This window comes from Candidatus Eremiobacteraceae bacterium, assembly GCA_035710745.1.
Lineage (GTDB): Bacteria > Vulcanimicrobiota > Vulcanimicrobiia > Eremiobacterales > Eremiobacteraceae > JANWLL01.
In genome coordinates this window covers 135,735-154,143 of sequence record DASTCX010000013.1, presented here as the reverse complement: position 1 = coordinate 154,143, position 18,409 = coordinate 135,735, and the positions used below count along the sequence as shown (strand labels likewise).

14 protein-coding genes and 2 tRNA genes are annotated in these 18,409 nt (G+C 61.8%); 8 read left to right on the top strand and 8 right to left on the bottom strand.

All coding sequences use genetic code 11. The features are described from left to right. Positions 1-13 precede the first annotated feature (13 nt). Positions 14-1,486, bottom strand: a complete 1,473-nt coding sequence (locus VFO25_04790) for a sialidase family protein (GenBank protein HET9342207.1) — start codon at positions 1,484-1,486, stop codon at positions 14-16. Positions 1,487-1,656: 170 nt separating this feature from the next. Here VFO25_04790 and VFO25_04785 point away from each other — a divergent pair, with 170 nt between their 5' ends. Then, entirely contained in the window at positions 1,657-2,085 is a 429-nt protein-coding gene (locus tag VFO25_04785; GenBank protein ID HET9342206.1) for a hypothetical protein, read from the top strand. A gap of 61 nt (positions 2,086-2,146) precedes the next feature. Here the strand turns inward: VFO25_04785 and VFO25_04780 are convergent, their stop codons facing one another. Next, positions 2,147-2,563, bottom strand: coding sequence for a VOC family protein (locus tag VFO25_04780; GenBank protein ID HET9342205.1), 417 nt, complete (start codon positions 2,561-2,563; stop codon positions 2,147-2,149). 580 nt (positions 2,564-3,143) lie between these two features. Between VFO25_04780 and VFO25_04775 the strand changes: the two genes are divergently transcribed. Together VFO25_04775 and VFO25_04770 are read left to right on the top strand one after the other, a co-directional pair. Further along, on the top strand, positions 3,144-6,641 hold the full coding sequence (locus VFO25_04775; protein ID HET9342204.1) for a PAS domain S-box protein: 3,498 nt from the start codon (positions 3,144-3,146) through the stop codon (positions 6,639-6,641). Next, entirely contained in the window at positions 6,638-7,729 is a 1,092-nt protein-coding gene (locus tag VFO25_04770; protein HET9342203.1) for an HD domain-containing phosphohydrolase, read from the top strand. Before VFO25_04775 ends, VFO25_04770 begins: the two co-directional genes overlap by 4 nt. A gap of 763 nt (positions 7,730-8,492) precedes the next feature. On the opposite strand, the gene VFO25_04765 is transcribed toward VFO25_04770, so the two are convergent. Then, positions 8,493-8,565: transfer RNA gene (locus VFO25_04765), tRNA-Ala, on the bottom strand. 313 nt (positions 8,566-8,878) lie between these two features. Here VFO25_04765 and VFO25_04760 point away from each other — a divergent pair. Both VFO25_04760 and VFO25_04755 read left to right on the top strand, forming a co-directional pair. Continuing rightward, positions 8,879-10,735, top strand: a complete 1,857-nt coding sequence (locus VFO25_04760) for a PQQ-binding-like beta-propeller repeat protein (protein HET9342202.1) — start codon at positions 8,879-8,881, stop codon at positions 10,733-10,735. A gap of 21 nt (positions 10,736-10,756) precedes the next feature. Further along, entirely contained in the window at positions 10,757-11,770 is a 1,014-nt protein-coding gene (locus VFO25_04755; GenBank protein HET9342201.1) for a hypothetical protein, read from the top strand. Between the two features lie 10 nt (positions 11,771-11,780). Here the strand turns inward: VFO25_04755 and VFO25_04750 are convergent, their stop codons facing one another. Next, positions 11,781-12,236, bottom strand: coding sequence for a hypothetical protein (locus VFO25_04750; GenBank protein ID HET9342200.1), 456 nt, complete (start codon positions 12,234-12,236; stop codon positions 11,781-11,783). A gap of 116 nt (positions 12,237-12,352) precedes the next feature. Between VFO25_04750 and VFO25_04745 the strand changes: the two genes are divergently transcribed. Together VFO25_04745 and VFO25_04740 are read left to right on the top strand one after the other, a co-directional pair. After that, positions 12,353-13,924 (top strand): APC family permease, encoded by a 1,572-nt coding sequence (locus VFO25_04745; GenBank protein ID HET9342199.1) that lies wholly within the window; start codon positions 12,353-12,355, stop codon positions 13,922-13,924. Continuing rightward, positions 13,924-15,300 (top strand): NAD-dependent succinate-semialdehyde dehydrogenase, encoded by a 1,377-nt coding sequence (locus VFO25_04740; protein ID HET9342198.1) that lies wholly within the window; start codon positions 13,924-13,926, stop codon positions 15,298-15,300. The genes VFO25_04745 and VFO25_04740 overlap by 1 nt, the downstream gene beginning before the upstream one ends. 97 nt (positions 15,301-15,397) lie before the next feature. On the opposite strand, the gene VFO25_04735 is transcribed toward VFO25_04740, so the two are convergent. Continuing rightward, positions 15,398-16,027: a hypothetical protein gene (locus VFO25_04735; protein HET9342197.1), complete on the bottom strand. Its 630-nt coding sequence runs from the start codon at positions 16,025-16,027 to the stop codon at positions 15,398-15,400. A gap of 186 nt (positions 16,028-16,213) precedes the next feature. On the opposite strand from VFO25_04735, the gene VFO25_04730 reads away from it, so the two are divergent. Then, on the top strand, positions 16,214-17,227 hold the full coding sequence (locus VFO25_04730) for an alkaline phosphatase family protein (protein ID HET9342196.1): 1,014 nt from the start codon (positions 16,214-16,216) through the stop codon (positions 17,225-17,227). Positions 17,228-17,280: 53 nt separating this feature from the next. Here VFO25_04730 and VFO25_04725 read toward each other — a convergent pair whose 3' ends face one another. The 3 genes from VFO25_04725 to VFO25_04715 form a co-directional block, all read right to left on the bottom strand. Beyond that, entirely contained in the window at positions 17,281-17,661 is a 381-nt protein-coding gene (locus tag VFO25_04725) for a hypothetical protein (GenBank protein ID HET9342195.1), read from the bottom strand. Positions 17,662-17,685: 24 nt separating this feature from the next. Then, positions 17,686-18,252 carry a dihydrofolate reductase family protein gene (locus tag VFO25_04720; protein HET9342194.1) on the bottom strand — a complete coding sequence of 189 codons (567 nt, stop codon included), beginning with the start codon at positions 18,250-18,252 and terminating at the stop codon, positions 17,686-17,688. Positions 18,253-18,329: 77 nt separating this feature from the next. Then, positions 18,330-18,402 (bottom strand) — tRNA-Ala (locus VFO25_04715). Between the last annotated feature and the right edge of the window lie 7 nt (positions 18,403-18,409).

Sequence of the window (18,409 nt, the reverse complement as noted above, 5' to 3'; positions counted from 1 at the left end):
GGGGTTTATCGGCCTAGCCCTCGTGCTCGGCCTTGACGCCCTTCGGCGGTATCCGATGCCAGTGGAATAAGAACCGGTAGTCGGGATGAGCCACATCGAACATCGACGTGAATTGTGGCCCGAATCGCGGCGACGCGAGTCCGCCCACTGGTGTGTACATCGCCTGGTTGAAAAGCCCGCCGACCGGCCGTTTGGCGATCGCGACGACGCTATACGGCGTCGAGTTGACGAACGCCGTCGTGATGTAGTCACCGACCATGTACCCGATGTCGCTGTTCGCGAGCCACGAAAGTTGCATCGGACCGGCGAGCGTCGTCGGACTGCTCCACGACATACCGCCATTCGTGGATGACACGAAACCGACGCCGAGCTGGCAGGTCGAAAACGAACAATTGGCGTTCGGGAAGAAGTAGAAGGTGACCGCGATGTTCGCCGACGATCCGAACGTCGTCGGCTGCACGCCGAAACCGGGGTCGAGGTGATCGACGCTGCTCGACGTCGGATCGATCGCGACGCGCGACACCGCCGACCAGTTCACGCCGTCGGCCGAACTCGCATAGACGATGTCGTTCGAGGAGCAGTTCGTCCTGAAGCGGCAATCCGACCAGGCGACGTAGATCTTCCCCGATGCATCCATCGAGGTCGACGGCAGCGGGTTCGAGCGGATGCCGCCCGGGTCGCCGTTCCAGAATATCTCCGCGACGTTGACGGCGCCGGTCCAGCTCATACCGCCGTTCGTCGACTCGAAGGCGATGATGCCGGGCCCGCCCCAAGCCGGAACGATCACAGTTCCGTTCGGCTGCACGAGCGGTTCGCCGCCGAGTCCCCCGTCGCCGTTCGCCGTGGTTTTCGCAGGGCTCCACGTCGCGCCACCATCGGTCGACGTGCTCATCATGATCAAGTCGCCGCCGGCGGGCTCATCCCACTCGACGTAGCAGTGGCCGAAGAACGGGCTCGTCGAGGTATTATCGCACGTGATCCAGTCCTTGTCCGCCGACTGCGTGCGCGGTGCGATGCCGACTGGACGGCGCCAGTGCAAGGCATCCGTCGATCGGCTGATGAGGACCGCCGGCGAGGACTGCAGCGTGTTGCTTAGCGGCAGCGATGCGATCATCCAAACGCCGTGCGCGGCATCGTAGACGACCGACGGATCGCTGACGCCGTCGTACTTGTTGTTCGGATTCTGCCCTTTCGTGATTCCCGGCAGTACGCCGTGTTGCCACGTCGACCCGGCGTTGAGCGACGTCGCCCAACCGATATCTTCGCTGCCGACCCCTTGCGTACCGACGCGGCCGACTTGGAAAGCGCTTATGATCGTGTTGCCGTACGCGTAGGTCTGCGGCTCGACCTCGGTCTTATGCTGAAATCCTGATGTCGTGAAATGGTCAGTGCTCACCCTGACGAGCGCAGGCTGGGCGGAAGCGACGGCCCCCGCTGCACACCACGTCGCGAGAGCGAGCAAGGTGACGACGATATGACGATGCACGAATGCGATCTCCTCAAGGGCGGCCCTGTTGATTTGCGGCTACGGACGAGCGACCGGCAATCCCTTTACCGCCGTCATATACGGAGATCGAGCGTAACGCTCGCGTTCGGTTTTACGTTTACAAGCTAGGACGAATTCAGGATTCATGTAGGGAGATGATTCAAACGACAATGAGACGCACTATCGCGATCCTGGCGTGCGCAGCGGCTCTCTCGGGCACCGCTCTCGCCATCGCCCCCTCGGCATCTTTCGCGTCAGCTACGACGCAGACGCACAGCTACAACACCGTGATGACGCAGACGCTACCGCTGCCTTCTGCCGGTGCCATCGTCGGCAAGATGACGTTGAGCGTGTCCGACGACGGCACGATCAGCGGCTCGTACATACCTGCCGACGCTGGACCGCCGGTCGAAGTGACGGGTGGAACCCGCGGAAGTGAGCTGTGGCTCGATATCGGGTCTACCGGCTCGCTGCGGGTCTACGGTACGATGAATGACGACGGCACGATCGCCGGAACCGCAACGCAATACCCGCGCATCGGCGGCGACTACTCAGGGATGCCACCCGCGTTCAGCTTCGTCGCAAAACCGTCAAGCTGATTCGCATACCCACACAGAAAGAAGGCGGCGAAGCAGATCGGCTTTCGCCGCCCTTCTATTATCACGGATTGTAGATGATCTCCCAGAGATGACCGTCCAAGTCGCGAAAATAGCCTGAGTAAATACCCCAGGGGCGTTCGTGAGCAGGGTCGACGATGGTCGCGCCGGCGTTCTTCGCCTGTTCGAGAACAGCGTCGACTGATTTTCGGCTATCCACGAGTTGACCGATGCTGAATTCGCCCGTTTTCGCGGGCCCCCGAGGAATATTGGCATCTTTCGCCAGCTCCGCGCGAGGATAGAGGGCGAGAGTGAGGCTAGCCATTTTGAACATGACGACGGCGCCCGCCGCTTGCTTAGCGTCACCGATGAATTCCTCACCGACAATGCCGGGCGACTTGAAACCTAGGTCGCGGTAGAAGCGCAATGCGCGTTCGAGATCGGAAACCGCTAACGTTATGATGTTGATACGGGGCTTCATGCAATAGTCTTACCCAAGCTGCCTTGCTTTCGCACTCGCACCACGACCATGACGTTCGCCATCAATGGGGAGACCGGAAGGTTTGTGCAAGCGACGCGAAGCGGAACTGTCGTCATCACGTGCGGGCCGGGAACACGGGCACCTATACCGTTCAATGGTCAGGCACCATCACGTTCTGAGCGCCCGCACGTTGGCGACCAGCTCAAGCTATACGCGTGGCGCGCTCGCCGCGCCCGGAAGCGGCACCGGATCGGATTATTCGATCCACGAGCTTAGGTTGTGATGGAGCAGTTGGGTTCAGGTGAATGACCGCCGCGAGCTCCAACCCTGCAAATATATCGGTGTCAAAACCATTCCCAAAGCACGCCGTTGAGGCGTGATTCGGCGTAACAAACGTCTTTCACAGGTCGGAAAGTACACGCCCGGGCGCTTCCGCACGAACGAACCGCTGATGTCTGCCGGATGAAATTAACCCCTACCGCCCGAGCGAATCCCCATACTTGCCGTTATAAATAGCCGATACCCATAGGAGGGAGAACGTTCAGCCGGCAGCTTCGGAAGGAGTCATCGGGCATTTCGCATGTCGCTCAAACTTGGCCATAAGGTATTCCTCCTCACGGCGATTCCGCTCGTATTTCTCCTTGGCGCGATCGGGCTCATTGCCTTCGCTCAGCGCAACACCGCCTCCGCCGTCGCTTTGGCAGACCACTCGCGTCTTGTACTCGCGCAAACCTCCGCATTGATGCAGACGATGCTGGACGCAGAAGACAATAAGCGCGGCTACGTCATCACCGGTTCGAGCCAATATTCCTCGCGTTGCAAAGCGGATATGTCAGCCGTACCCCAAGAGTTCGGTTCGCTTGAGAAGATGGTCTCCGACAATCCGGGCCAAGAGCGAGCCGCTCACAGCCTCGACGCGGTCGCTACAACGCGTCTTGCCCTCATGCGAAGTACACTAGCTCTGGCCGAGTCCGGGCGGCTTGGCAGGTCCGCGGCGCTCGCGCGCTTCGAGACCGAGTCGGCGCCTATGAATGCGTTCCGTAGGCAGATGATCGCTTTCATCAACGAAGAGACGCGCCTGCAAGCAATCCGCAACGATGCACTGCACCACTCGTTTGATGTCCTCAACATCCTGCTCGTCACCAGCGCGGTTTCAGCGTTAGCATTAACGCTGTTGCTCATCGCCGTTTTCAGTCGAGGGACAGTCCGCCGTATTTCTGTGTTGGGCGACAAAGCGGAGCGATTTGCGCAAGGGAACGCGCTCGGCGATCCGGCGCCGCCGGGAATCGACGACGAGATCGCTCGCGCCGATCGCGCCTTCCACGCGATGGCGGATGTCGTGGCCCAGCGTCAGGGAATCTTGACACGCTACCAGCTGCTTGCCGAACACGCGCGTGACATCATCTTGTTTGTGCGCCGCCGTGACGCTCACATCATCGAAGCGAACGGCGCAGCGGTGCAAGCATATGGATATAGCCGTGCGGAGCTGCTGCAGATGACGGCCGCCGACTTGCGCGTGCCCGAAGAGCGGCAGACGCTAGCAAAACACCTTGAAAGCTCGGACCACGGCCCGATCTTCTTCGAAAGCACGCATCTCCGCAAGGATGGAAGCAGTTTTCCCGTCGAGGTCACGGGCCAGGGTGGGCATATCGACGGTGAGCGAGTCTTGCTAAGCATCGTCCGCGACGTCAGCGATCGAAAAAAAGTCGAGGCCGAGCGGGATCGCGTTTTCAACATGTCGATCGACATGATGTGCGTCGCTAATTTCGACGGATATTTCGTGCGGTTGAATCCAGCCTGGGAGAGAACCCTGGGGTTCACGCGCGACGAGCTGATGTCGGTTCCCTCGTTCGAGTACATGCACCCCGGCGACCGCGATGCCTCGGCCGCCGCACTCCATGTGCTGACCGAGGGGCTCGCCGTCGAGGGCTTTGAGAACCGTTACCGCCGTAAGGACGGCGAATATCGGTGGTTTGCGTGGAGTGCCATTCCGGCGCTGGACGACGGGCTGATCTACGCCGTTGCGCGCGACGTCACCGAGCGCCGGGAAAAAGACGCGGAACTCGAGCGTTCGCGCGATCGGGCGAACGAAGCGTCGCGCATTAAGTCCGAGTTTTTGGCGAACATGAGCCATGAGATCCGCACTCCGATGAACGGTATCATCGCCACGATCGGCCTATTGAGCTCGATGGCGCTTACGCAAGAACAAAGCGAATACGTCGACATCATCAAGGAATCCGGCGAAGCGCTGTTGGCGATAATCAATCAGATATTGGATCTGTCGAAACTCGAGGCTGGAAAAGTCTTGCTGGACGAGGTCGAGTTCTCGCCGCTAAAGATGGTTGAGAGCGTGTCGATGCTTTTCGCGTCGGCCGCCCGGCAAAAGGGCCTTTCGATTCAAGGTTACGTGGATCCGGACGTGCCTTCGGCGCTGCGCGGAGACGCTGGGCAACTGCGTCAAGTGCTCATCAACCTGACGGGAAACGCGGTCAAGTTCACCGACAGCGGCGGAATCGTGCTGAGGGTGGATCAGCAATCATCGAGCGTCGCCGGCGTGGTACTCCGCATCGCCGTCAGCGATACGGGGATTGGTCTCACGGGCGAAGCTCTCGAGCGCCTCTTCGAGCCCTTCACTCAAGCGGATAGCTCGACGACGAGGCGCTACGGCGGTTCGGGGTTAGGTCTGTCGATCTCGAAGCGCATCGTGGAACTGTTTGGAGGTGAGATCGGCGTCGAGCGCAACCAGGACCGCGGCACGACTTTCTGGTTTACTATCCCTTTGCGGCGGTGCTCGGCGGAACGCTCAAAGCTCGCCGCTCCGTTTTTCGCCGGAGTTCGCGTGCTCGTTGTGGACCCGGACACGGTCTCGCGCGACGTCCTCCATCAATACCTCTTCAACTGGGGCATGCGCAACGGAGTGACGGCGTCGACGATTCGAGAAGCGCTCACGTTGTTGCGCAGCGCGGCCGCTGCAGGCGATCCGTACGATCTCGCGTTTATCGATGGCGGCCTCGTACGGGGCGACGAGCTCATCCAAGGGATTGCCGACGACAGGCGCCTCGCGGCGACGAAACTGATATTACTCAACCCCATCGCGGTGACGTCCTCGCAGGAATCGCCGAGGCCCGCCGGGTTTTCATATTTTCTGTCGCGGCCGATTCGCCAGTCGTACCTCTTTGACTGCATCGCCGCGGCCCTCCATCGTTCTGCGGACGGGCCGGAACCCGTTTCCGAGAAACCACCGCCTGCGGCAGCGGTCGGCGACTCTCCGGCGGCCAACGGGCGCGTGCGCAAAATTCTTGTCGCGGAAGACAATGAAATCAATCGACGAGTTGCGTCCGCGCAGTTCAAACGACTAGGCGTTGACGCGGACTTCGTACGCAACGGGCGGGAGGCTGTGGATGCCGTCGCCGCCGGTGGGTACGATGTTATTTTTATGGACTGCCAGATGCCCGAGATGGACGGCTTCGAGGCGACGCGCGAGATCAGGAAAGCGGAGCTACAAAGCGGCGCTCATATCCCGATCATAGCTATGACGGCAAACGCGATGGAGGGCGATCGCGAGACCTGCGTCGCCCGGGGAATGGATGACTACCTTTCCAAGCCGGTCGACTTCGACGGTCTTCGGGCCACGCTCGACCGTTGGGTAACAGGCGACGCTCATCCGTCAGCAGGCGGCGGTGATGTGCTCAAGCAGTCGGGCGCCGGCAGGATGTCGCCTCCGATGGACCTCTCGCGGCTGCGTCAGTTCTTCGGCGACGACGACGCGGCGCTGGACGAGCTGTTGCGCGTAACCGTCGAAAATACCGGCAGCATCTTAGCTCGGCTGCAGCGCGCTCTCGACGCGCATGATGCGGAGAGTGCGAGGCACGCTGCCCACGAGCTCAAAGGCTTTGCCGCCAACGTCGGTGCCGAGACGGTGGCGACGCTCGCGGCACAGGTCGAAAGCCGCATTACGACGATGAGTTGGGACAAAGCGCAAGTCGAGTCTACCGAGTTGAGCGTCGCGATCGATCATATGGTGGACTTCGCCATCAAGAACATCAACGCTGCTGCTAATCGAGGTGAGCGACCATAAACGTCCTTATCGTCGACGATAGTCAGCCGAACCTGATAATCTACAAGGGCATCGTCCGCAACCTTGGCGGATCGACGGCGGTATGTTTTTCGGTGTCCGCGGAAGCGCTCACCTGGTGCAAGACCAACGACCCGGACGTCGTGGTCGTCGACTACAACATGCCTTCACCCGACGGCCTCGAGTTCATCCGAACATTCCGCCTGTTGCCAAGGAAGAGCGAAACGCCTATTTTGATGATCACAGCGGAGACGGATAAGCATCTGCGTTACAAAGCGTTGGAAACCGGTGCCAGCGATTTTTTGACCAAGCCGGTCGACGTCATCGAATTCACAGCACGTGCTCGCAATATGCTCGAGCTGCGGCGCAGCCGCAAAGAGCTCGAGGATCGAGCTAGTTGGCTCGCAGTCGAGGTCGAGAAAGCGACGGCGCAGATCGTCGCCCGTGAGCGAGAAACGATATGGCGGCTCGCGCGCGTCGCGGAATTTCGCGACACGGGAACCGGAATGCACGTCGTCCGGATGGCGCAATACTGCAAGGCCATCGGCCGCGCCTTAGGTATGACCGAAGACGAGCGCGAAATCTTGTTGATGGCCGCGCCGATGCACGACATCGGCAAGATCGCGATTCCAGATTCTATCTTGCTAAAGCCGGGCAAACTCACGGACGTCGAGTTCGCGACAATGAAGCAACATACGGTGATCGGGTTCGAGATCCTCAAAAATAGCTCGTCGCATCTGCTTCGGACCGCGGCAGAGATCGCGATCAGTCACCACGAGCGTTTTGACGGCAGCGGGTATCCGCACGGCAAGAAAGGAGACGCGATTCCGCTCGAAGGGCGGATCTGCGCGCTCAGCGACGTGTTCGACGCATTGACGTCCGTTCGGCCGTATAAGCAGGCATGGGCCGTTGATGCGGCAGTGGCGGAGGTCGAGAGGGGCATCGGCTCCCAGTTCGACCCGAAGGTCGTCGCGGCGTTTGTCTCGGTTCTGCCCGAGGTCGACCAGCTCAGGCGCGAGTATTCGGACGAAGCGCAGCGTGCACGCACGGCCGGCATCGGTACGCTGGTCCAGGGTCGCCATACTGGCTAGAGAACGCGACCCGCGCATTAGAGGCCGCTCGAGCTCTCCCCCCGCTTGATGCGTTGCTCACGGCGCCGGCGCTCGCTTTCGCCACCACGTATCATCGCATAGACGAGCAGCGCGACAATCGCAAGAAATAGCGCCCCCGCGAGGACCTTCTCCGCCGAGTCGAATCTGCGAGAAGCAAGAATCAGGCTCATCGCGTAGGACTCGAGAATAACGACGAACGCAAGGACGACCGAAAAGAAGATGCGCATTACGACCTCACCTTGCCCGCGTCCCAGAAACGCTTGCGGTCACTTCTCCATCGTCACTGGTCAAACCCACTCTGGAGGAGCTTGTCGAAAAAAGAGCTGCCTAGCGCCGGCACGATCAGGCGCCGAGAGCTGCAAGACAGACGCCTAGCAGCGCGAAAGAGGCGCCTCCTCTGCTTGCGCCGGTGCACGGGCACGCCGGCGACAAAGCGCTCGAGGTCATTCGGAATCTAGTATTCGCGATGCCTGACCATTTGTCGTCCAAGAGACTGAATAGATCTGATCGAAGTCGATGAAGCGCGGCCATTGGCAGCGCCCACGTGATCTCGTGGACGGCCGTCGTAAAATGGGGACACAGTCGATGATTCGGTTTAGATGCTCGACCTCGATGCCGAGTCGGTTATCCGAATAGCTCATCAGTCCAAAAGGGTACACCTTGGGTACACAGCGCACCCTTGGACCGTCGTGGGATTGATCGCGAGAAATGGGGAAGCCGTTACGGAATCAGGGTTGCGATGTGGAGGATATCGGTCTCGAACCGATGACCTCTTGCATGCCATGCAAGCGCTCTACCAGCTGAGCTAATCCCCCACCGCCGTCGTTGTTCAATACGTGTCAGCGCCTCTCTTGCGGGTGATCCGTAGCGGAAGAGCTCGTTCGCGCTGAGATCAAGACCTCTGGCGAGTAAACATGAGATCTGCGTCGGGCGCGAGCGGCATTTTCGACGCGACTGGATGCTGTACTAGAGGTCCAAAAGAGCCTGCCGCTCGCTTATTCTTAGGACCAGGACGAAAGTCTTCGAGCACGCGGCGGGCTCTTTTGATATAATGAGCCGCGAGTGAACCCTATCCGGCCCTATGAGCCGGTGGGCGTTCTACATACCACTTTGCCAGGGGTCGGATAAATGCTGTTCACCGTCGCGCTTTTCTTGTCGGCCGTTCTCCATAACCCGTTCCCGGCGCATGCGGCGCCGATGCCCGTTCGGCTCGGGCGCCTCGATCAGATGTCGAGGCAGCTCGTCGTTCGAGGCCTGCGGCCAGGTCAGCGCTACGAGATATTAGCGAACGGCCAGCTATTCGGTGCCGGCACCGCCCGGTCGGCCGTCGAGGCTATCAGGCTTCGCTCTCCCTTCAAGCCCGGTACGCTCATCACTGTGGTAAGTGCCGGTCCCCGTGGCAGCGTCATCCGCACAACGGGGACTGTGCAGAACGACTATCTCCAGTACCACTACGACCTCGCGCACACGGGGTGGAACCAAAACGAGGTCACACTCAATCAGTCGAACGTCAACGCGACGACGTTCGGCCATATCTTCAGTCTGCCGGTCGACGGCTTCGTGCTCGCGCAACCGCTCTACATGTCGCAAGCGACGGTGGCCGGCTCGACCCACAACGTCGTCATCGTCGCGACCGAAAACGACTCGATGTACGCCTTCGACACGGACACTGGTCAGCAACTCTGGCAGCAGAACTACGCGAATCCCTCGGCGGGAGCCAACCCGATCCCGTATCAAGCAGTCAGGGCGGTGGACATCGCACCCACCGTCGGCATCACGTCGACGCCAGCGATCGATCCGAACACGAACATCATCTATTTCGTCGCAGCGATCCAGCAAGACATGGGCGGCGGCGTGTTCGCGTACCACCAATTCCTCCATGCCGTCAACCTCAACGATGGCACCGACGTGCCCGGCAGCCCGGTCGACATCACGGCGACCCCACTTCTGAACAACGGCAAGCCGGCGCCGTTCGACCCGCTGCGCCAACTCAACCGTGCGTCGATGCTCCTCGCGAACGGTCTCGTGTACGCCAGCTTCGGCTCGCACAACGACGTGCCCGGCGGCAAACCGCACGGTTGGATCTTCGCGTACGACGCGACCTCGTTGAGTCTGGTCGCCTACTTGAACACGACGCTCGACGTGACGAACCGTTACTACGCGTGCATCTGGGCTGCGGGGTGGGGCCCGGAGGTGGATGAATTCGGCAACGTCTACGTGGCGACGGGTGACGGCGCATTCGACGCGGATACAGGCGGCCAGAACTGGGGCGATACGGTCCTCAAGATGACGAACACGCTCTCGATCACCGATTCGTTCACGCCACAGGATCAGGCGATACTCACGCAACAGGACCACGATCTTGGCGGCGGCGGCGTTCTGGTGCTACCCGATCAGCCCGGTACGTTTCCACACCTCGCTGTTATCGCCGGGCTCGAGGGCACTATCTACTTGCTCAATCGCGATGGGCTCGGCGGGTACACGCCCGGCGGTCCGGACAACGTCGTGCAAGAGATGTCGACGGAGCTTGGAACGGTCCGCGGCGGCCCTGGATACTACGCTGGTCCGACCGGCACGTACTTGTACTTCTGCGGCAATGGCAATTCACTGCGCGCATATCAACTGCAGACGTCGCCGTCGACCCAACTCGTGTTCTCGTCGCAGGCGGTCCACAAATGTGGCACCGGTGGAGCGATTCCGATGGTGACGTCCAACGGTGCGACTGCGAACACCGGCATCGTCTGGATGACGAATCGGCCGGGCGACAAGTCGAGCTCGCAGGTCCAGCTCTTCGCCTACGACGCGACGAACCTTCAGCACAAGCTGTATCAAGCGAGCGTCGCCTATTGGACGAACCTCCACTCGCAGCCGTTCTTGACGCCGACCGCGATCGACGGACGCGTCTTCGTCGGCACGCCGCACAGCGTCGAAGAGTTCGGCCTGATCGGCACGCGCTCTGGCGTGCGCCGACCGTCCACGAGATAGCCTGCAGACGATAGGAGACCCATGCCACGATTCGGATCGCTCTTCGCCGCCGGCGTGTGCGCCGCGATCGTCATCGGCTGCGCGTCACACGCGGTGTCACCGACGCAGACGTCGGTCTCGCGGGGCGCCATGCCCGCCCCCGTCGAGACGGGCTCACCGGGACCGCACCAGCTTTTCGTCGCTGACGCGACGTCCGATGCGGTCATCGCGTTCGACTGGTTTGCGAATGGCGACGTGACGCCCGAGCAAAACATACAAGGACCGAGCACCGGTTTGACCGCGCCGCAAACGGTCGAGGTCGATAAACGCGGCTTCGTCTACGTCGGCGATGCCGGCCCGTCGGGTCCGAACATCAAAGTTTACAACCCGGACGCGACGGGTGACGCCACCCCGGCGCGCACGATCACGTCGAGCGCGATGACCGATGCCCCACTCGGCATTGCGATGGACCTCGCTCGCGATGTCTACGTCGCATCCCAGACGGATGGCGTGCTCGTGTTCGGGCCCGGCGTCAACGGCGTCGTCTCGCCGAGCCGCACAATCGCTGGTCCCCACACGGGGCTGTCGGACGTCGTGGCGGTCGCGCTCGACGCGGCGAACAACGTCTTCGCGCTCGACGCCGCCAACCAGGCGATCTCGGAGTTCGCCGCAGGTGCGAACGGCGACGTCACGCCGATCCGCACGATCGCCGGGCCGAACACCGGATTGGCTGGCGCAGTCGATTTGCGGGTCAACCGGACGGACGTCATCTACGTATCCGACGGACACCAGGTGCTCGTTTTTCCCGCATCGCGGTCGGGGAACGCCAAGCCGGCGCGCACCGTGCAGGCGATCGGCTGGGGCACCATCTTAGGGATCCAGATCCATGACAGCAATCTTGAGATGTCCGCGCTTGCGGACGCCGATGGCACCCCGGGAATGCTCGACATGTCGCAGAGCGCGAAGGGCCCAGTCGTGCCGTCGCGGATCATAACCGGGCCCTCGACCGGTCTTGGCGGCCTTGATCGGATAAAGATCCACGACCTCGGCGGCTAGGCGCCGAAGACTATTTGAGGGTCGTCGTCCCCTGGCCGATCACGTTGTCGTTGACGACCATAAAGAGAATCACCGGCCCCGTATAGGGATGCGGCAGGTCGAAGAACATCGTCGCCTTGCCGTCGGCATGCGGGTCGACCGATCCCGGATCGCATGTGTCGTCCGCGCTCGCGTCCGCGGTGAGGACCGACCCATCGCTGAGCTGGATGTTGAACTCTGACGGGTCGCACAGCAGAGGGTCGTCGGAAGCGTTCGTGATCGCGAAACCGAGCCGCAACGTATTCGAGCCGCCCGTCGCGACCGCCACGTCGTTGAATTGGAAGGTCACCAGCGTCTTCGAGGTCGCCGGCAGCGCGGTATGATCCGGCGGTGACGGTGAAGCCGATGACGAGCCGGATCCGCTCCCGCTGCAACCGGCGATCGCGATGACCACCGAGCATGCCGACACGACGATCGAACGATACATCACAGATCTTCCTCCGCGCGCCTTGGTTACGAAAAGCGTTTTCTCGCACCTCCCGCGAGCCGCCACGCGCCTTTGCTACATGGAAACGCGAGCAGCGGCTCGAACGCCACGGGCCAATGGCAACCGCATCGGGCGTCATCGCGACGGGCGAAGCCGAACTTCGTCGCTCGGTGACCATTTGGGGTTCATACGCCTGGGGTTATGCGGACGTCGGCGCGGACATCTACGTCGCGCTCGGCCTCGTCATGGGCATCGCGATGGGCTACGCGAATATCGCGTTCGCGTTCGCCGGCATCGTCTACGTCTGCATCGGACTCGCGTACACCGAGCTCGCCGCCGCCTATCCGGTCGCCGGCGGCGGTCAGTTCTTCGTCAACCGTGCGCTCGGCGACTTCATGGGCTTCGTCGCGGGCTGGGCCGTGCTGCTCGACTTCACGATCGACATCGCGTTGTTCGCGTGGTTCACGATCGGCTACATCAGCTTCCTGATCCCCTGGCTCGGCGATCACCACGTCGTCTACTTCATCCTCGTCCTCGGCGTGACGGGATTCCTCACCGCGCTCAACGCGGTCGGTGTCAAACAATCGTCGCGCTTGAACGAAGTCGTAGGCCTCATCGACGTGTGCACCGAGACGTTCATCCTCGTATGCGGCTTCACGCTCGTTTGGCATCCCGAAGTGCTGATCCATACGATGCAAAACCACGCGCCGACCACCGATGACCTCCTCAAGGGCATCTCGCTCGCGATCATCTCGTTCGTCGGGCTCGAAAGTATCTCGCACGCCGCCGAGGAGACGCAGCGGCCCGCGAGCGTCATGCCCCGCTCGTCGGTCGCGCTCATCCTCACGATCCTCATCTTCGCTCTCGCATACTCGAATCTGGCGCTTGGGATGACGGCGGTCGATCCGGCGACGCATCAAGTCGTGCCGATGTACCAATACGTCGGCAGCCCGGATCACAACGACAAAGCCGTCGCCGTCCTCGCCAGCCAGATCCCGGTCGTCGGCGTGTTTTTCGCCCTTTACATCCCGATCATCGGCGCGCTGCTCGTCCTCATCTCGAGCAATTCGGGAGTCTTCGGCGCGTCGCGCATCGCGTACTCGATGGGCAAGTTCCGTCTGTTGCCGTCGTTCTTCCAGCAGACGAACCCGAAGACGCAGACGCCGCTCAACTCGATTCTCGTCTTCTCCGGTTTTGCGGTCATCTTGCTTTTCGCGGCCTTCGTACAAGGCACAGGCGCGCTCAACTTCCTAGCCGATCTGTACGCCTTCGGCGCGGCATTGTCGTACACGCTCGTCTTCGTCGCGCTCATCGTGTTGCGGTTCACCGATAGTGCCGCGCCGCGCCGCTTTCGCATGCCCTGGAACATCCCGATGACGATCGCCGGCAAGCGCGGCGACGTCTCGCTGCTGTCGCTCATCGGTCTGCTCGGCATATTCGCGATCCTCATCTTCACGCTCATGACGCACGTCTACGGTCGCATCGCGGGTCCCACGTGGGTGATCCTCGGCGTCATCGGCTATATGTTCTATCGCAAGCGCAACCACGCGCCGATGTTCGGCAGCGTCAAACGCGATTGGGTGAAGCTCCACGAGAAGACGCTGACGAGCGCCGGAGAACTCGATATGCTCGACGAGTATCGAGAGTCGGTCGCGCGCGACGCCGGCGACGCCATGGAGAAGGCGTAATGGCGATCGCAAGCGTCAACCCGGCCACGCTGGAGACGCTCAAGACCTTTCACGCGCTCGATACCGCAGCCATAGAGAAGAAGCTAGCGGCGGCCGCAGCCGCGTTCGAAAGCGGCCGGACAAAGCCCATGCGCGTTCGTGGCGATTGGCTCACGGCCGCCGCTGACGTGCTCGACGCCGACAAGCGACGCTTCGCGGAGCTCGCCGTGCTCGAGATGGGCAAGCCGATCCGTCAAGCGGTCGCCGAAGTCGAGAAGTGCGCATGGGTGTGCCGCTACTACGCGGAGCACGCAGCGTCGATGCTCGCGGAGGAGCGGATCGCCACGGACGCCGTGGACAGTTACGTCCGTTTCGACCCGCTCGGCGTCGTGCTCGCCGTCATGCCATGGAACTTCCCGTATTGGCAGGTCTTCCGCTTCGCAGCGCCCGCGCTCATGGCCGGCAACGCCGGCCTGTTGAAGCACGCGTCGAACGTGCCGCAATGCGCGCTCGCGATCGAAGAAGTGTTTTCGCGAGCCGGCGTGCCGCGCGGTGGCTTCCAGACGCTGCTCATCGGCGCGGCCGCCGCGGAAACGCTCATCGACGACGAGCGCATCGCGGCAGTCACGCTCACCGGCAGCGAACCCGCGGGCAGCAGCGTCGCATCGCGGGCAGCGAAGCGCATCAAGAAGGCGGTCCTCGAGCTCGGCGGGAGCGATCCATTCATCGTCACGGGGACGGCCGATGTCGCGGCGGCAACGGCGACTGCGGTCGCCGCGCGGACGATCAACAACGGTCAATCCTGCATCGCCGCGAAGCGATTCATCCTCGACGCATCGATCGCGGATGCATTCGAACGAGGTATGGTCGCGAAGTTCGAACAGCTCGTCGTCGGCGATCCGATGGACGAGAAGACCGACATCGGGCCGCTCGTCAACGAGGACGCCGTCAAGGGGATCGACGATCAAGTGCATCGACTCGTCGCGGCCGGCGGGAAAGTGCTCACCGGAGGTGCACCGCTCAAACGCAAGGGTTGCTACTACGCGCCGACGATCGTCTCGGACGTCGATCCGTCCTGGCCGATCGCTCAGGAAGAGTTCTTCGGGCCCGTGGCGTTATTGTTCAAAGTCGGGTCGGTGTCGGACGCCATACGCGTCGCGAACTCGACGACATTCGGGCTCGGTGCGAGCGCCTGGACGCGTGACGATGCGGAGCGCGACGCGCTCGTCGGCGGCATCGACGCCGGCGCGGTCTTCATCAACGGCATGGTGAAGTCCGATCCGCGGCTGCCGTTCGGCGGCATCAAACATTCGGGGTATGGACGAGAGCTCGGCGCGCTGGGCATTCGAGAGTTCGTCAACGCGAAAACGGTATGGATAGGCCCTGCGAAGGGGTAGATGTAGTAGGCCGAGCGTAGCTTGGCAACATTCGACAACCAAATCAAAGACGACCGCTCAACGCGAGCGGTCGTCTTTTCGTAGAAGTCGCCGCGTTCTAGTGAAGCGGTGCGAGCTTGACGTCCGTGGCGCCGAGCGCCTGCGCGAGATCGTAGAACGCCTGATTGCTGATCGTGTGATACATGAGGTCCGCGTGCTTGCCGAGCGACGGGTCCTTGTCGATGTCGTCCATGACGGCGTTGTGGATGCTGTGCGAAACGGCCTTATCGAGGAGGAACTCGATCTGGAACGTGCCGTCGGCGGCGGTGCCTGCCTTGACGAGCGTCGTCGCAAGCGCTTTGCCGGTGAGCATCGCGTCGGGAGCGGGAAGCATGACGCCGGCGGCAGTCGCATGCTTGAGCGAGTCATTGACGGCGAAATCGAATGTCGTGAGCCACTGCGTGACCGCGTCCTTGCCGTATTGCTTCTGGAGTTTGCCGACCTCGGCGTTGACGGTATCTTTGCCGACCATCGAGACAAGCGCGGTGGCGGTCGAGTAGTGCGCGGCGCCGCCGCCGACAGCGACGAGTGATGCCGTTACCATGAGCGCGGGCGCGCCCGTGTAGACGGGACCGCCGAAACGACCTTGCATCGCGGAGCCGCTCATCATGCTGTCGGCGTATGCCACAGTGCCGACCGAGCTAGCAGCCGCCACGGCGATCGCAGCGAGCGTGCGGATAGAAACCATGTAGTTCTCCTTCGAGTTGTGGAGTGAATTGGTACTCGTCTTTTCTACGAGTGAACGGCGCCTTTGGATCACCTCCGCTGCATAAAGGGACCCTTAGGACCTTAAACGGACGCCAACGCGTCCTTAAACAAGCGAGCGCATCATCGTGACTGGCTAAGGTCCCATGCTTTCGAAAGGAGCATTGCCTTGAGGAGCTTGTTCCGTGTTGTCTTGACGACGCTCGCGGCCGTCATCGCGTGCGTCGCCGTCATCGCGCCTGCGTCGGCGCACCCCATCGATCGCGTCTTCGTGATCATGATGGAGAACCAGAGCTTCGATAACGTCATCGGCCGTCACGACAGCGTCAAGGTGACGTTGCAGGACACCCCGTTTATCACATCCATCGCCGAAGCGAACGGCCTTTCGACGGTGTACTTCGGCACGACCCACCCGAGCCTTCCGAATTATCTTGCGCTCATCAGCGGCCAGTTCGGCGATGTCCATAACGACAATCCGAGCTGTTACGCACAACCGCCGCCCGGCCCGCCGTGCGTCTCGATGCGCAGCATCCCGACGCTCGTCGATTCGCTCGAATCGAAGGGGATGACGTGGGCCGCGTACTTCCAGTCGATGCCGACCGCCGGTTTCCTCGGCGTGCAATTCCCGAGCAACGTCGCCCTGTACGCGCAAAAGCACAATCCGTTCGTCTACTTCAACACGATCGCCAAGAACCCGGCGCGCCTTGCGCTCCTCAAGCCGCTCGACAAGCTCAATGCAGACCTCGCACTCGGCTCCGGCGCGCCGCAGTTCGAGCTCATCGTCCCCGATCAGTGCCACGACATGCACGGTCAGCAGCCGTGCGGCGCGTTCGACGCGCTGCTCCGTGAAGGCGACAAGACGGTCAAGGATCTCGTCACCAAGATCGAAGCGTCGCCCGCGTTCACGGCGAACTCGCTCATCTTCGTGACGTTCGACGAAGACGACTACTCGTCGACGCTCGGCTGCTGCGACTCGCCGCATTTCCAAAGCGGTCTCGATTTCGGCGGCGGCCACACGGTGACGATCGTGATCTCGGGTACGCCCGGCGGACCGCTCGTTTCCGCCGTGCCGTACAACGAATACTCGATACTCTCGACGATCGAGAACGTCTGGGGTCTGCCGCTGCTCGGCAACACCGCAGACACGACGAACGTGCATCCGATGCTGGATCTGATCCGGTAGCATCCAGCGGGCCCGCGCTTGCCCCTCGCGATCTTCGCGCGGGGGCGGCGCCATTACTCGATGCCGTCTTCCATGTATGCGCCCAGCCAACGAAGGGCGCTCTCTTCGTCATCGAATAGGCCGATGCGGACGCCGTACCTACCGCCGGCGCGTTGGAAGGCTTTGCCGTAAAGCGGGTCGCCCGCCGGTTCGATGAACGCGCACGTGCCCCCGAATTTGTCGCCGAGTCCTTCGACCAGGGCTCGTACGCGTACATCGATCGTCGCGTCGCGGAACGTCACGCTCGAATCGCGCGCGTCGACGACGAGGACAAAATGATCGGGAACTTCGGGGTCGGCGCGCACTGCGTCGTAGACGGATCGGCGCTCGGCCAGCGTGACGTCGCCCGAGACGATGAGCCGAAGTATCTTACCGTCTATAGTGTATGAAAGCACCGGATCCCGACGATCTTCAAGAGATCAGGTCGTCCGGGGCGCGTAGCGCAGTTGCACGACGCCATTTGCGAACGTGTGGCTGCCCAGCAACCTCAGGTCGAGCTGGCCTGGGAGGTCGAGCAAGAACGGTTTGCCGGCACCGACCGCTACCGGATGGATGTATGGGCGAATCTCGTCGACGAGCCCGGCTGCGATAAGCGTTGAGGCAAGCCCCGGACCTCCTACGAGCATGTCGCTGCCCGCTCCAGACTTCAATTGTCTCACGATTTCCACCGCATTGTCGCGCACTAGGCGAGCGCCATGCTCGACCGACTGCAAGGAGCGGGAGAAGACGATGTGTTCGCACGCGTTCCAGTAGCGCGCGAATTCTTTCATGACGGGAGTGCACGCCGGATCGGCTTCAGCGGTCGGCCAATAGCCGCCCATCGTCTCCCACATGCGGCGCCCATGTAAGTGCGTCGTCGCGACCGCGATCAAATCGTTGAAATGTTTGTGCAACTCGTCGTCGGGAGTCGTCCAGGCAAAGTTGCCGTCAGTTCCTTCGACGTACAAATCGAGCGACGTGTTCATCGGATAGATCAGCTTGCGCATCTGGCTCTCCCGGCCGGTGGGTCCGATCAATGAGAAAGGAAATCCCGCAAATTAGTGCGGGATGAGGGCTTACGACGTGGAGGATAGCGGGCTCGAACCGCTGACCTCATGCTTGCAAAGCACGCGCTCTACCAACTGAGCTAATCCCCCGCACGAC

Coding starts and splice junctions, on each gene's coding strand:
- VFO25_04785 (HET9342206.1), top strand. CDS start 1,657: ATGAGACGCACTATCGCGATCCTGGCGTGCGCAGCGGCTCTCTCGGGC.
- VFO25_04780 (HET9342205.1), bottom strand. CDS start 2,563: ATGAAGCCCCGTATCAACATCATAACGTTAGCGGTTTCCGATCTCGAA.
- VFO25_04775 (HET9342204.1), top strand. CDS start 3,144: ATGTCGCTCAAACTTGGCCATAAGGTATTCCTCCTCACGGCGATTCCG.
- VFO25_04760 (HET9342202.1), top strand. CDS start 8,879: ATGCTGTTCACCGTCGCGCTTTTCTTGTCGGCCGTTCTCCATAACCCG.
- VFO25_04755 (HET9342201.1), top strand. CDS start 10,757: ATGCCACGATTCGGATCGCTCTTCGCCGCCGGCGTGTGCGCCGCGATC.
- VFO25_04750 (HET9342200.1), bottom strand. CDS start 12,236: ATGTATCGTTCGATCGTCGTGTCGGCATGCTCGGTGGTCATCGCGATC.
- VFO25_04745 (HET9342199.1), top strand. CDS start 12,353: ATGGCAACCGCATCGGGCGTCATCGCGACGGGCGAAGCCGAACTTCGT.
- VFO25_04740 (HET9342198.1), top strand. CDS start 13,924: ATGGCGATCGCAAGCGTCAACCCGGCCACGCTGGAGACGCTCAAGACC.
- VFO25_04735 (HET9342197.1), bottom strand. CDS start 16,027: ATGGTTTCTATCCGCACGCTCGCTGCGATCGCCGTGGCGGCTGCTAGC.
- VFO25_04720 (HET9342194.1), bottom strand. CDS start 18,252: ATGCGCAAGCTGATCTATCCGATGAACACGTCGCTCGATTTGTACGTC.